At 70.5% G+C, this 16,096-nt stretch carries 1 protein-coding gene; it reads left to right on the top strand.

Annotated elements, in window-relative coordinates; translation table 11 throughout:
* The first annotated feature begins 16 nt into the window (after nucleotides 1-16).
* A complete protein-coding gene (locus tag OG947_RS07815; RefSeq protein ID WP_328813599.1) occupies nucleotides 17-16,096 on the top strand; it encodes a non-ribosomal peptide synthetase in 16,080 nt (5,359 codons plus the stop codon).

Below are 16,096 nucleotides of genomic sequence, written 5' to 3'. Positions count from 1 at the left end.
AGGTTAGCCTACGTTCATGTCTCGGGGATCTGTCGTCACCACCGCTGTGCTGCCGTTGACCGCTGCCCAGACAGAGGTCTGGACCGCGCAGCACCTGCTGGGTGACCGCACCGACTTCGTCATCTCGCTGCTCGTCGAGATCACCGGCCCGCTCGACCTCGACCGTGCGTGTGACGTCATCCGGTCGGTCATCGCCGACGCGGACGCGCTGCATGTGCGATTCGACTTCTCCGGTCCCGAGCCCGTGCAGTACCGCAGTGACGACGAGTGGTCGGTCGGGGTCGTCGACCTACGCGCGGCTGCCGACCCGATGGCCGAGGCGAAGGCCTGGATCGCGGCCGACATCGCGTCGGCGGACACCAGCGGCGCCCGCGATCTCTTCGCGACGGCGCTCCTCCGCCTCGGGGACGAGCACGTGCTCTGGCACCAGCGCTATCACCACGGCATCGTCGACGGCTTCGGCATGTCGATCATCTTCAACGAGGTCCGCGCGCGCTATGCGGATCCCGAGCGGGGAGTCGCACCCGCGGGCACGCCGGAGGCCGCTCGTTCCACCGTATCCGCGTGGGCTCTCGAGCCGCTGGTGGTGGCCGATGCGGAGTACCGCGCGTCCGAGGGTTTCCGTCGCGACCGCGACTACTGGCTCGACCAGATGGCCGACGCCCCCGAGCCGCCGGTGCTGCTGCCCGACGTGCCCGACACGGGGGCTGCGGTCACCGAGCGGGTCTCGGTGCCGATCGACCGCCTCGCCTCGCTGTACGACGTCGCCGAGACGGAGGACGTCCGACGCACCCGCCTCGCGCCGGCGGTGTGGATCGCGTACCTGTCCGCGGTCACCGGCCGTCACGATCTCGTCGTCTCTTTACCGTCGACCGCCCGCGTGGGCCGTCGTGCGCGGACGACACCGTTCATGGCGTCGACCATCCTTCCCGTGCGACTGCGACTCTCGCCGTCGATGACGGTGGCCGACGTCGCGCGGGAACTGCAGCGGGCATCGATCGGCGCGGTCCGGCACGGGCGCTTCCGCGGGGAGGACATCGCTCGGGAGCTGCGGGACTCCGGCGACCGCATGGTGCACGGGCCGGGCATCAACGTCCTCATGGTGGAGCACGGCATCGACATCGGCGGTTCGCCGGCGCACATGCACAGCCTCGAGACCGGACCGGTGCGCGATCTCGACGTCACCGTCACCGGCGGCCGGGACGACGAGCCGCTGGTCTTCGACCTGCGCTCGCGCCCCGGTGCGCACGACGCGCTGATCGGCCACCGGGACCGCTTCGAATGGGTGCTCGATCAGGTTCTCGCGCAGCCGGATCGGACGTTGTCCTCCCTGTCGACGATGTCGGAGCCCGATCTCGATCGCCTACTGCACACCTTTAACGACACCGCGGAACCGTCCGTGTCGACGTCGGTGCCCGCTCTGTTCGCGGCGCAGGTCGCCGCCACCCCCGATGCGGTGGCCGTGGTACTGGGCGAGCGGACGCTCACGTTCACCGAGCTCTCGCAGCGGGTGCACCAGCTCGCTCGTGCACTTCTCGACGCGGGCCTCCCCCGTGAGGGTGTCGTGGCCGTGTCGATGCCGCGCTCGATCGAGATGGTCGTGGGAGTGCTGGCGGCGATGGTGGCGGGCGGCGCGTTCGTCCCGCTCGATCCGGACTGGCCGGCGGATCGCCGCGAGCGGGTGCAGCAGGATGCGGACACCCGCGTCGTTCTCACCGGTGCGGACCACGAGAAGGGCCGGTGGACGGTCGATCTCGACGACTGGCAGTTCGGCGACAGGCCGACGTCCGCACCGGACATCGTGGTGCACGGCTCGCAGCTCGCCTACGTCATCTTCACCTCCGGCAGTACCGGGACGCCCAAGGGCGCCATGATCCGCCACGAGGCCATCTGTGCCCGCATGGTGTGGCAACGCGATCGGGTGCTCGGTTTCGGACCGGGCGACGCGTCGTTGTTCAAGGCGCCGTTGTCCTTCGACATCTCGGTGAACGAGATCCTGCTCCCGTTGCTGTCGGGTGGCACCCTCGTGATCGCCGAACCGGGAGGCGAGCGGGACGGTCTGTACCTCCTGGATGTCATCTCGCGTCGCCACGTCACCTTCGTCTACCTGGTGTCCTCCATGCTCGACGCGCTGCTGGCCCTCGACACGGACGGATCGTTGTCCGGCCTGCGGCACGTGTGGTGCGGCGGTGAGGTGCTCACTCCGGAGCTGTTCGTGCGCTTCCGCTCTCGACTCGGCACCACGCTGTATCACGGGTACGGGCCCGCGGAGGCCACCATCGGTGTGTCCCATGTGATCTACACGGGCGACGCTCCTCGCATCGCCACGTCGATCGGCCGCCCGAACCCGAACACGCGCCTCTACGTGCTCGATTCGTTGCTGCGCCCGGTGCCGGTCGGCGTCGGGGGAGAGCTCTACGCGGGCGGGTTCCTCCTCGGTCGTGGCTACGTGGGCGCACCGGACATGACTGCGTCGCGTTTCGTGGCCGATCCGTTCGGTCCCGCCGGCGCCCGGCTGTACCGCACCGGCGACCGCGCCCGCTGGGCTGAGGACGGCACCCTCGACTTCCTCGGCCGGGTGGACAACCAGGTCAAGATCCGCGGCATGCGCCTCGAGCTCGAGGAGGTGGAGGCTGCGCTCGGCTCGTGCCCCGGTGTGCGACGCGCCGCCGTCGACGTGCGCCGAACCGGTGCGGGCGCGGCGTTTCTCGCTGCCTGGGTCGTGCCGGACGGCGCCGCGCTGACACCCGAGGTGCTGCGCACGCACTGTGCACGCGTCCTCCCCGAGTACATGGTGCCGTCCACCTACGTGGTGCTCGATGCCTTCCCCACCACCGCGAACGGCAAGGTCGATCGGCGGGCTCTGCCCGATCCGGAGCAGGTGCGCGGCGACGCCGTGGCCCCGCGGACCGAGCGGGAGCGCGTGCTGTGCGAGGTGATGGCGTCGGCGCTCGGTGTGGAGAGTGTGGGCGTCACGGACGACTTCTTCGCCCTGGGCGGCGACAGCATCGTGGCGATCACGGTGGTCGCGCAGGCCCGCGAACGAGGTCTGGCGATCGGCCCGCGCGACGTCTTCACCCTGCGTACCGCCGAGGCGATCGCCGGCGCGGCTCCGGCGGAGCTGGTGACCGTCGACGACGATCCTGTCGGCGAGGTGGTGGCCACGCCCATCGTCGCGCGGACACTCGAGCACGGCGGCATCGGCGCCGCGTTCCACCAGACCGCCTCCGTGGCACTGCCTCCGGGCACCGACCCGGCTCTTGTGTGTGCGGCCGTCGAGCTCGTCGTCGCCCACCATCCGGCGCTGCGTGCCGTGTGGAGCGAGGGTCTTACCGTGCCCGCCGACACCGTGTCCCCCGAGTTCGGGACGGGCTCCGTCGCGGACACCGTGGCCCGCCTCGATCCGACGCGGCCGGGTGGCATGGTGGCCGTGTCTCTCGAGGCCGACACGCTGATTCTGTCGGTGCACCACCTCGTCGTCGACGGGGTGTCGTGGCGCATCCTGCTCGGGGATCTACTGACGGCACTGGGTGCGCTGAGCGAGGACCGCACGCCCACGCTGCCACCGGTCACCACGTCGATCCGCCGCTGGGCGAGCCTGGTCGCCGATGCCGCGGACGCCGGCCACTTCGACCACGAACTACCTTGGTGGCGTGAGGTTCTGACGACCTCGAGCGACACCGTCGGTGCTCGCACACTCACCGCGGCCGATCGACTGTCGGCGACGCACACGGTCACCACCCCCGCCGACGTCACGGCGGCACTGCTGACCGACGTCGCCACCGCCTACCGCACCGGGCCCACCGAGGTGCTCCTCGTAGCACTTGCCCGCACCCTCGCGTCGTGGGACGGGCACTCGGCGCCGTCGGTCGTCGTGGACGTGGAGGGACACGGCCGTGACATCGAGGTCGTCGAGGCTGCTGGGGTCGATCTGACGCGCACCGTCGGGTGGTTCACCACCGTCCGTCCCGTTGCACTGCCGACCGGTCCGGACTCGGACGCCGATGTCCTGCTGCAGATCCGGGACTCGCTGCGCTCGGCACCTGCGTCGGGCGTCGGATACGGCGCATTGCGGTACCTGCGCCGCGAGCCCGCCCTGACGGAGCCCGCGGCGCCGAGCGTCCTGCTCAACTACCTCGGCCGCAGTACCGACGTGGGGGTGTCCGTCACCGGCGGCTCCGACCCCGATCAGCCTGCGGCGCACGCGCTGACGATCGACGTGATCGAGACCGGGGGACAGCTCGTCTCGACCCTGCGCTGGGTGCCCGGTGTGGTGGACGACAGCATCGTGGATGCGTGGACCGCCGCACTCGACCGCGTCGCCGGATCTGCGTCGAGCGCTCGCCGCACCTCCGCAGACTTCCCGCTCGCCGCTCTCGGCGCGGACGACGTCGCGGCGCTCCCGGACGACGTCGAGGACGTCCTGCCCCTCACCGCGGTGCAGGACGGCATCTACTTCCACAGCACCTTCGGGGACGCGGACCCGTACATCGTGGGGCAGGTGGTCGAGATCAGTGGCCCGGTCGACAGTGCTGTGCTTCGCACCGCGCTCGAGCACGTGGTGGCGCGACACGCATCACTGCGCACCAGTTTCCGGCCCCTCGCCGACGGGCGCGTGGTCCAGGTGGTGCACCGCACCGTCGATGTCCCGTTCACCGTGTCCGACGGCACCGTCGACGTGGTGCTGGCCGATCACGCCGGCGCCGGCATGGATCTGGGCTCCGCGCCGCTGGTGCGCTACACCCTCGTCCGCCACGACGAGACCCGCTCGTCTCTCGTGCAGTCGATCCACCACATCGTCGCGGACGGGTGGTCGATCCCGATCATGCTGCGCGAGATGCTCGCTCACTACGGGGACACTCCGGTTCTTCCGGCGGTCACGGCACCCGCGGCGTGGGTCCGCCACCTCGCCGAGCGCGACATCGACGCGTCGGCGCGGGTCTGGCGCGCCGCACTCGAGGGTGTCCGCGAGTCGGTACCCGTCCCGGCGTTCGGCGCCGCCGGCAGCGGTACCGCATCCGTGCGGGTCGACCTCTCCTCCGACGTCACCGCCGTGGTGTCGGGACGTGCGCGCGATGCCGCGGTGACGCAGGGTTCCCTGCTGCACGGAGCCTGGGGTCTCGCGCTCGCACGCGCCACCGGTCGACGCGACGTCGTGTTCGGGTCGACGGTGTCCGGACGGTCGGCACCGGTCGCCGGTATCGAGTCCATGGTGGGGCTCTTCATCGACACCATCCCGGCACGATGGAGACTGCGAGCGGACGACACCGTCGCCTCCGCGGTACAGCGCTGGCAGCAGGAGCAGGCCGATCTGCTCGATCACCACCATGTCGGCGTGCCGACGCTGCGTCGTGTCGCGGGCGTGGACTCGTTGTTCGACTCGCTGGTCGTGGTGGAGAACTACCCGTTGGGCGACACCGCCATCGCCGATCCGTCCGGCACCATCGCGTTGACGGGTATTCGGGTGGAGGAGAACTCGCCGTACCCGTTGACGCTCATGGTGATTCCGGGTGATCGGTTGACGCTGGAGCTGAAGTACGACGCGGCGCTGGTCTCGGCAGCGACGGCTCAGTCGATGCTGGACACCGTCGTCGCGGTCGCGACCGCACCGGCCGACACCCTGGTGTCCGCGGTGACGGCGACGGACCGTCCGGCGGTCGTCGACCCGCCCTCGTCCGACAGTTCGACCACCCTGGTGGATCTCCTCGAGGTGCAGCGCCGGACCACCCCGAACGGCGTCGCCCTAGTCCACGGCGAGGAGTCCCTCACCTACGCCGAGCTGCACTCGCGCGCCGAGCGGGTCGCCGCCGGTCTTCGCGAGCGTGGCGCTGGTCCGGGATCGGTGGTGGCGGTGGCACTTCCGCGCTCGATCGATCTGGTGGTCGCACTGCTCGCGGTCGTCCGGTCGGGCGCGGCGTACCTGCCGCTCGATCCGGGGTACCCGGCCGAGCGTCTGGCCTTCATGATCGAGGACGCGCATCCCGCCGCGGTGATCGACGGCGATCTCGCACCGTTCGAGGCCGAGCCGACGGCAGCACCCGGGCCCGCCCCAGCCGACGCCGCGTACGTCATCTACACCTCGGGATCGACCGGCCGTCCCAAGGGAGTGGTGGTGCCGCACAGCGCCATCGTGCCCCGCCTCGAGTGGATGCGCGATCACACTCCGCTCGCCGTGGGCACCCGAGTGCTGCAGAAGACGCCCTCCAGTTTCGACGTCTCGGTCAGCGAGTTCTTCGGACCGCTGGTGTCCGGAGCGACGCTCGTGCTCGCGGACCCGGATGCGCACCGCGACACCGCCCGTCTCGTCGAGGTGATCCGCGCGCAGCAGATCACCTGGGTGCACTTCGTCCCCTCGATGCTCGACGCGTTCCTCACCGATCCGGACGTCGCGACGTGCACGTCGCTGCGCGTGATCGTCTGCAGCGGTGAGGCACTGTCCGCAGAGTCCGCGCGCCGCGTCGGCGAGCTGCTTCCACACGTGCGCCTGGACAACCTCTACGGCCCTACCGAGGCGGCGGTCGACGTCACCGCCGCACAGGGCGTCCAGAACCACCCCGGCGACGCGGTGCCCATCGGATCTGCGCTGCCCGCCGTCGGGTTCCGCGTACTCGACGGGTGGCTGTCGCCGGTGGGACCGGACGTGCCGGGCGAGCTGTACCTGGCGGGTCCGCAGCTGGCGCGCGGGTATCTTCGCCGCCCCGGTCTCACCTCCACCAGGTTCGTCGCCGGGCCGGACGGGGAGAGGCTCTACCGCACCGGCGATATCGTGCGGTGGCGCGACGGGGCGCTGGACTACCTCGGTCGCGCCGACACCCAGGTCAAAGTGCGGGGCTTCCGTATCGAGCTCGGTGAGATCGACGCGGCGCTGCGCTCGCATCCGTCCGTCGACCGGGCCGCCACGGTGGTGCGCACCGACCGCGGGACCGCGCAGATCGCCGCGTTCGTGGTGGGGTCGGTGGACGAGGCCGCACTGCGGTCGTACCTGGCCGACCGTCTGCCCGAGCACATGGTGCCGACGACGCTGTCCGTGGTGGCTGATCTGCCGACCGGCCCCAGCGGCAAGCTCGACCGGGCAGCGCTGCTGGCCGCCGTACGCGCGGACACTCCCACCACCACGGAGACGGGGTCGGGTCCGGTCGCGCTGCTGTGCACCCACTTCCACACCGTTCTCGGTGGAGCGGCGGTCGGTGAGGACGACGACTTCTTCGCCCGCGGCGGCGACAGCATCCTGGCCATCCGGCTCGTGAACCTGGCGCGGGGCAGCGGTCTCGAGATCAGCGCCCGCGACGTCTTCGAGAAGCGCACTCCGCGTGCGCTCGCGGAGGTCGCACGGGTCGAGTCTCCGCAGGCCGCCACGGTCGCGGAGTCCGGTGTCGGGGAGGTGCGTCCGCTCCCCGTGGTGCACCGACTGTCCGAGTGGTCCGGTAGCACCGATCGCTTCAACCAGTCACTGCTGCTGGTGGTTCCGGCTCCGGTCGACAAGACAACGCCGCAGCGCACCGTCGATGCGCTGGTCCAGCATCACGACAGCCTGCGCCTCGTCCTGACCCGTCACCTCCGCGGTGTCTGGACCACCGCGGTGCGCCCCGACGCCTCGGTCACCGTGCACCGCGTCCACGCGGTCGATCTCGACGAGTCTGCGTTCGCCGACCTCGTCGCGCGCGAATCCGATGCCGCCACCGACCGTCTGGCTCCCGAGGCCGGCGCCGTGCTCGAGGTCGTGTGGTTCGACCGTGGCTCCGGGCCCGGCCGGCTACTGCTCGTCGCGCATCACCTCGTCGTCGACGGGGTCTCGTGGGGCATCCTCGTCGAGGACCTCGCACTGGCGTGGATCGCGCACGACAGCGGCCAGACCCCGACGTTGGACCGCGTGCGGACCTCGTTGCGGGAGTACGGGCGCCTGCTCGACGAGAGCGCCCACAGCCCCGCTCGTCTCGCGGAACTGGACCACTGGACCGCCGTCACCGTTCCGGGCGGCGCGCTCACACCGAGAGACACCGACCACGCCGTGGTCGGTCAGGGCGACGTCCGCACCGTCGACGTGTCGTCCGAGGTCACCGCCGAGGTTCTCGGCAGTGTGCCCGCTCTCGTGCGCGGCGATGTGACCGACGTCGTCGCCGCAGCGCTTCGGCTCGCGCTCACCCGGTGGTCCGTCGACCACGATGTCCTCGTCGACCTCGAGCGCCACGGTCGGTCGGACGCGGCGGATCTCTCGCGCACCACGGGGTGGTTCACGTCCATCGCTCCGGTCCGGCTGCGGCCGGGAACCGATCCCGTCACGGTGCTCGCGGAGACGAAGGAGGCTCTGCGTGCGGCGCCCGACGGTGGCCTCGGATACGGGCTCCTGCGCTACGGGAATGCCCGCACCGCAGCCCTTCTCGCGCACGGTGAGCAGTCGCAGATCCTGCTGAACTACCTGGGCCGGGTGCCGGCCGCCGGGTCGGCCCCGTTCGACAGGGCTCCGGAGACCGTGCGTACCGATCCCGATGCCGACATGGGCGGTCCCTACCGTCTGGTGATCAACGCGCACGTGACGGACGGTGCACAGCCGACTCTCTCGGCCCAGTTCGCCTGGTCGTCCGCGCACCTGTCGTCCGAGGCGGTCACCTCGCTCACCGACGAGTTCCGCACGGCGCTCGGAGATCTCGCGGAGGCCGCCCGCACACACGACGGACCGCCGATCCTCACGCCGTCGGACGTCCCTCTCGTCGACCTCACTCCCGACGAGCTGACGGCGCTGACCGCACAGGGATCCGTCGAGACCGTGTGGCCGTTGACTCCTCTGCAGGAGGGGCTGGTCTTCGAGAGTCTGTCCGCGGGGGAGCGCGACATCTACACGGCGCAGTTCGCGCTGGACTTCGATCACCGCCTCGATCTCGGTCGGCTGCGTAGTGCCCTGGCCGGGCTGCAGCGCCGCCACCCACAGCTGCGCGCAGGGTTCACGCAGACGGCCGCCGGTGTGCCGGTGCAGGTCGTGTCGTCGTCGTGCGAGGTGCCCGTCCGCGAGGCACACGCCGGAGACGACGACGAGGCCGAGCGGTGGATGCAGGAGGACCGCGACACCCCGTTCGACCTGTCGACACCACCGCTGTGGCGGGTGCTCGTGCTGCATCTCGACGGTGGGCGCGATCGCCTGGTGATCAACCGGCAGTTCCTCGTCTGGGACGGCTGGTCCAACGGTGTGGTGGTGGGAGAGTTGCTCGCCCGCTACGAGAATCCGGGGCTGCCCGCGCCGGCGGACACCGCGTTCGAGCGGTACCTGACGTGGCTCGCGGAACGCGACCGCGTCGCGGCCCGCACCGCGTGGGCGACGGCGATGGCCGGTCTCGACGAGCCGACGCCGGTGGCGCACCGCGCCGCGCCGCCGGTCGGTATCCCGTTGCGTCGACGCGACGAGCTCGATGCGTCGACGACGGCCGCGCTCGTCGCCGCCACCCGTCAGCGCGGTGTCACGCTCAACGCCGTGGTCACGGCCGCTCTGGCACTGGCGATCTCGTCGGCCACCGGCCGCACCGACGTGGTCTTCGGCATCACGGTCGCGGGCCGACCGCCCGAGGTCGAGGGACTCGACACCGCACCAGGGATGTTCCTGTCGACGGTGCCCGTCCGTACCGTGCTCGATCCCCGCGAGAGCGTCGACGCCCTGGTCCGCCGTGTCCAGGGCGACCGCGTGGAGGCGATGGAGTTCGATCACCTCGGTCTCGCCGAGATCATCGAGGTGTCGCCGCACCGCACTCTGTTCGACACGCTCTGCGTGGTGCAGAACTTCGTCTCCGAGGACTCGGCGGCGTCCCTGAACGCGGCGCACGGTGTCGCGGGCACCGACAGCATCGACCACACGAACTATCCGCTCACCGTCGTCGTCACGCCGGGCGCTCGGATCGCCGTGACGGTCGAGTACCGGCCGGAGGCGATCGACGTCGAGCGCGTCGACCTGATCGCGGACGAGTTCACCCGCCTGGTGGCCGGATTCGCGACCGAGGGGTCGCGTTCGGTTCTGCCGGCGCTGCCACGCCTCGACCGACAGGTCGACGAGGTTCCCGATCTCACCGTGACCGAGATGCTGCTCCGCACAGCGCGGAAAAACCCCGACGCGATCGCACTCGTCGCCGGGTCCGAGCACCTCACCTACGCCGGGTTGGCCGGCCGGGTGGAAGGTCTGGCGCGCGTCCTGCTGGGCCGCGGTGCGGGACCGGAGACCGTGGTGGCTCTCGCGTTGCCTCGCAGTCTCGACATGGTGGTCGCGCTGTTCGCCGTGTTGCGCACCGGCGCGGCCTATCTGCCCCTCGAACTCGATCATCCCGATGCTCGCATCCATGCTCTGCTCGACGACGCTCGTCCGCTGTGCACCGTGACCACGGATGCGGTCGGTCGCCGACTGAGCGGACGTGACGGCATCGTCGTGCTCGAGCCACTCCGCGACGAGTCACCGCTCACCGCAGCCGAACTGGGGGCGTTCGCACCCGGAACGCCGCATCGGCTCGATCACCCGGCCTACGTCATCTACACGTCCGGGTCGACCGGGACGCCCAAGGGCGTAGTCACGCCGTACCGCGGACTGACCAACATGCAGCTGAACCACCGGTCCGCCATCTTCGACCCGGTGGTGGATGCGGCACACGGTCGGACACTGCGGATCGCGCACACGGTGTCGTTCGCGTTCGACATGTCGTGGGAAGAACTCCTGTGGCTTGTCGAGGGTCACGAGGTGCACGTCGCCGACGAGGTGCTGCGCCGCGACGCCGATGCCCTGGTCCGCTACATCGACGAGGAGTGCATCGACGTCATCAATGTGACCCCCACGTACGCATCCCTCCTCCTCGAGACAGGTCTGCTCGACGGGCATCGACCGGCACTCGTTCTGCTGGGCGGTGAAGCCGTCGGCGACGACGTGTGGTCCGCACTGCGATCCACCGACGGCGTGCTCGGCTACAACCTGTACGGCCCCACCGAGTACACGATCAACACCCTCGGCGCGGGTACCGACGAGAGCGAGACGCCGACGGTCGGGTTGCCCATCCGCGCCACCGAGGCGCACGTGCTGGACGGCTGGCTGCGGCCCGTACCGGACGGCGTGGCCGGCGAGTTGTACATCGCCGGAGCCGGACTCGCCCGTGGCTACGCGGGACGGTTCGGCCTCACGGCGGACCGCTTCGTCGCCGACCCCTTCGGGACGGGGGAGCGCATGTACCGCACGGGTGACCTCGTGCGTCGCCGCGTCGGAACGGGACTGATCGACTACCTCGGCCGCACCGACGATCAGGTCAAGATCCGCGGTCACCGGGTGGAACTCGGTGAGGTCGCCTCGGTCGTGTCGTCGGTGGCCGGCGTCCGCCGCGCCGCGGTCGTCACCTCGACGGGGCCGGGCGGGCTGGCCCGGTTGATCGCCTACGTCGACACCGACGCGGATGCCGAATCGGTACGGGCGGCCTGCGCCGTGGTCCTGCCGGACTACATGGTGCCCACCGTCGTGCTCGTCTCGTCCTTCCCGATGACCGTCAACGGCAAGCTCGACGTCGCCGCACTGCCGGCGCCGGACGAGAGTGCCGTCGACGCTGTGCCGCCGCGGACCGAGGTCGAACGGCTGCTGTGCAACGTGTTCGACGACGTGCTCGGCCGCCGCGGCACCGGGATCCACGACGACTTCTTCGATCTCGGTGGCCATTCACTTCTGGCGACTCGCGTCGTCGGCCGTGCACGGACCGCGCTCGGCACCGAGCTGAGTGTGCGCGATCTGTTCGCCGCGCCGACCGTGGCGGGTCTCGCCGCGCTCGTCGGATCGCGAGGCGATGACGCGCGGCCGGCTCTGCGTCGGTACGACCGGCCGGATGTCGTGCCCATGTCGGCTGCGCAGCAACGGCTCTGGCTTCTGCATCAGCTGGATCCGGACTCGACCGCCTACAACTTTCCGATCGTCCTGCCGCTCCCCGAGCAGGTGGACGAGGATGCGTTCCGGCTCGCCCTCGCCGACGTCGTCGAACGGCACGAGTCGCTCCGCACCGTCTTCGGCGATGCGGACGGCGTTCTGGCGCAGCATGTCCTGTCGACAGCGTCACCGGAGTTGTTCGTTCACGAAGGCGATGCCGCCGCCGTGGTCGCCGAGATGACGGCGCGGCCGTTCGATCTGCGCCGGGAGATTCCTGTCCGCGCGGCGCTGATCCGGAACGAGGACACCTCGTGCGTCGTCGTGCTCGTCCTACACCACATCACGACCGACGAGTGGTCGGACCGGCCGCTGCTGGCCGACCTGATGGCGGCCTACGCCGCGCGACTGTCCGGTGACACGGATGCCCGCCCTCCGCTGCCCGTGCAGTACGCGGACTACACGCTGTGGCAGGCCGACCTGCTCGGCGACGCCGCAGATCCGGAGTCGCTCGCGGGGCGTCAGCTCGCCTACTGGCAGTCCGCCCTGGCCGGCGCTCCCGACGAGATCGAACTCGCGACCGACCGGCCGCGTCCGCCGCGGCCGAGTCATCGCGGATCGGTGGTGCGTCGCACCGTCGATCCCGAGACCGTGCGCGCCCTGCGGACACTCGCGCGGAGTCTCGACGCGAGTGTCTTCATGACCCTGCACGCGGCGTCTGCGGTGCTGCTGCACCGGATCACCGGGTCCGACGACATCGTGCTCGGCGCCCCGGTGGCCGGGCGCGGTGAGGAGGGGCTCGACCAGCTCGTCGGGTTCTTCGTCAACACGCTGGTTCTGCGCACCGCGGTCGACGGCCGCTCCACGCTGCAGCGGGCGGTGGAGGAGGCGCGCAGCGTCGACCTCGAGGCCTTCGCGCACGCGGATGTGCCGTTCGACGCGGTGGTCGCGCGGGTCGCTCCCGAGCGCAGCATGTCGCGGAACCCGCTGTTCCAGGTCATGATCAGCCATCACACCGGTCCGCTCGGCGACGGTGACGCGGCGCTGATGACACCGGCGAAGTTCGACCTGGTGTTCAACTACACCGAGGATCTCACCTCGGACCGCCTGGTGCTCGAGCTCGAGTACGCCGAGGATCTGTTCGACGCGTCGACCGCCGAGGCCGTCACAGCACGTCAGCTCGCGGTGCTCGACGCACTGGCGACCGACGCCACGGCGGTGGTCGACGACGTCGACATCTTCCTGCCCTCCGAGCGCGACGACGTCCTCCGGCGCTTCAACGACACCGCCCGTGCGGTGCCCGAGGAGTCGCTGTTCGAGTCGTACCTGCGGTGGGTCGAGACCACTCCGGACGCGATCGCTGTGGTCGACGAGACCACGACGTGGACGTACGCGGATCTGCACGAGCACGTCCTCGACATCGCCGCGGAGTTGCAGCGGCGCGGTGTCGGCCCCGAGGCCGTGGTCGCGGTCGCGGTGCCGCGGTCGGTGTGGACCATCGCGGCGACCATGGGGGTCCTCGCGGTGGGCGCGGCGTATCTCCCGCTCGACCTGAAGCATCCTGCGGACCGGCTCGAGTACATGGTCACCGATGCGGGTGCGACCCTCGCCCTGACGTCGGCCGCGGCCACCGCGCAGGTGCCGTCCGCGGCCGAACACGTCCTCGTGGAGGACATCCCGCCGTCGACCGGTGTCGAGCTCGCGCGACCGGCCTCGCTCGAACTCGCGGCGTACGTCATCTACACGTCCGGTTCGACCGGCCGCCCCAAGGGCGTCGTGGTGCCGCACGAGGGCGTCTCGTCACTCGTGGCCACGGCGGAGGACCGCATGCGACTCACCACCGGATCGGTGGTCCTGCAGTTCGCGTCCGTCGGCTTCGACGTCGCGGTCTTCGAACTCGCCATGGCCCTGTGCACGGGATCGCGACTGGTGATCGTGCCCGACGACGCGCGTGTGGCGGGTCCCGAGCTCACCGACTTCTGCGCCGAGCACGGGGTGACCCACGCGATCATCCCGCCGTCGCTCATGGCGGCGCTCCCGCCGGGATGCGCACTGCCCGAGGGGTGCACCGTGCTCGTCGGTACCGAGACGGTGCCGCCCGCGGTGATCTCCGCCTGGTCCGAGCATCTGAACCTGCTCGCTGCGTACGGACTGACCGAGGCGACGGTCAACAACACTCTGTGGCAGGCCCGTCCGGGCTGGACGTCCTCCGTGCCCATCGGCGTACCCGATCCCAACGAGCGCGCGTACGTGCTCGACGATCGGCTGCGGCCCGTCCCGGTCGGGGTGTCGGGGGAGCTGTACATCGCCGGCCGCGGGCTGGCGCGCGGCTATCTCGGGCAGCGGGGGCTCAGTGCCCACCGCTTCGTGCCCGATGTCGCCGCTCCCGGCGGCAGGATGTACCGCACCGGCGACCGGGCACGCTGGCGTGCCGACGGCAATCTCGACTTCCTGGGGCGCGTCGACGACCAGATCAAGGTGCGGGGGTTCCGGATCGAGCCGGGCGAGATCATGGCCGCGATGGCGTCGTTCGACGGTGTCGATCAGACCGCTGTCGTCGTGCACGAGTCGTCCGAGGTGAGCCGACTCGTCGGATACGTCACCGGACGTGACGATCTCACGGGGGCCGCGGTGCGGACGCACGCGGCGACGGTGCTGCCGGACTACATGGTGCCCACTCTCGTCGTGGTGGTCGACGGGACGTTGCCGTTGACACCCAACGGCAAGTTGGACCGAGCTGCGTTGCCGCAGCCGGAGTGGTCGTCGGTGGTCGGCGGCCGCGCTCCCACCACGGACGTCGAGCGTGCGCTGGTGCGCAGTGCCGCAGCGGTTCTGGGCCTGGACGAGCTGGGGACGGACGACGACTTCTTCGCTCTCGGCGGTCATTCGATGGCCGCGATGCAGTGGGTGTCGGCCGTCCGCGCCGAACTCGACGTCGACATCTCGGTGCGCGACGTCTTCGAGGCGTCGACCGTCTGCGCCTTGGCGGAGCGACTCGCCGATCGCGGTGGACACGAGGGACCGCACCTGACCGCGCACCCGGACAGGCCCGACGTGGTGCCGCTGAGTCCGATGCAGGAGACCAGGCTGCAGAACGGGCACGTGGTGCAGGCCGACCACGCTCTGGTTCTCGAGCTGCCCGACGTGGACACCGCGGTGCTCGCCGCCGCGGTCGGCGATGTCGCAGAGCGGCACGAACCGCTGCACTCGGTTCTGGTGCCGGGTGAGGGGTCCGCCCTCGGCGATCCGGTGGCGCTCGAGACCGTCGACGTCGGGACAGACGACATCCGCCGCCGCGCCTACGAGATCGCACAGGAACCCTTGGATCTCACGCAGCGACCGGGTCTGCGAATCATGCTGCTACAGAACGATTCCACGGAAAGAATCGTTCTCCTGGTCATGCACTACTGGGCCGTCGACGAGTGGTCGGTCGTCCCGTTGCTCACCGATCTGATGCACGCTGCGCAGGCGCGCTCCGGTGCCGAGGCGCCGGAGTTCACGCCGCTACCGCTGCGGTACAGCGACGTCGCGCGCTGGGCCGTCGCCCGACGGGAGGCCGACGACTCGGCGATCACATCGTGGCGCGAGACCCTGGACGGTGTGCCGAGTCGAGTGAGTCTTCCGATCGCACTGGGTGAGTCCGGATCCGACGCCGTCGCGATCGACATCGATGTCGACGTGGTGCGAGCACTACGCAGCATCGAGGGTGCGGGTCTCGTGTCGGTTCTGCACGCTGCCTTCGCGTTCGCTCTCACCGACCTCGGTGCGGGTGAGGACCTGGCGATCGCCACGATGGTCGCCGGCCGCGACGACGAGAGCACGCACGCCATGGTGGGTGCGTTCGCCGACGTCGTGCCGATCCGCACGCGAACAGGATCCGATCTGGCGACGGTGGCTCGTCGGGTGCAGGCGGAGACCGTCGCGGCGCTGAGCCGTTCCGGTCCTTCCTATGTCGACATCGTCGAGGGCGCCGGCGTGCCGGAGATGCACCGTCCGCAGTTCCTGGTGGTGCACCACCACGTCGCAGATCTCGGCGACGCCGGCGCGGCACTCCTGCCGGTACCCGTCGGTCGACCGTGGGCCGACCTGACGCTGAGTGTCCACGAGAGCGAATCGGACCACGACGCTGCGCTTTTCGCGCAGCTGCAGTTCGCTGCGGGTGCCGATCGCGGGGCGATCGGTCGGTTCGTGGAACGGCTCACTCTGCGCCTGCGATCGGTCGTCGAGGGCTAG

It is taken from the genome of Rhodococcus sp. NBC_00297, from assembly GCF_036173065.1.
GTDB lineage: Bacteria > Actinomycetota > Actinomycetes > Mycobacteriales > Mycobacteriaceae > Rhodococcoides.
This window is presented reverse-complemented; position numbering and strand designations above follow the sequence as displayed.

Coding starts and splice junctions, on each gene's coding strand:
- OG947_RS07815 (WP_328813599.1), top strand. CDS start 17: ATGTCTCGGGGATCTGTCGTCACCACCGCTGTGCTGCCGTTGACCGCT.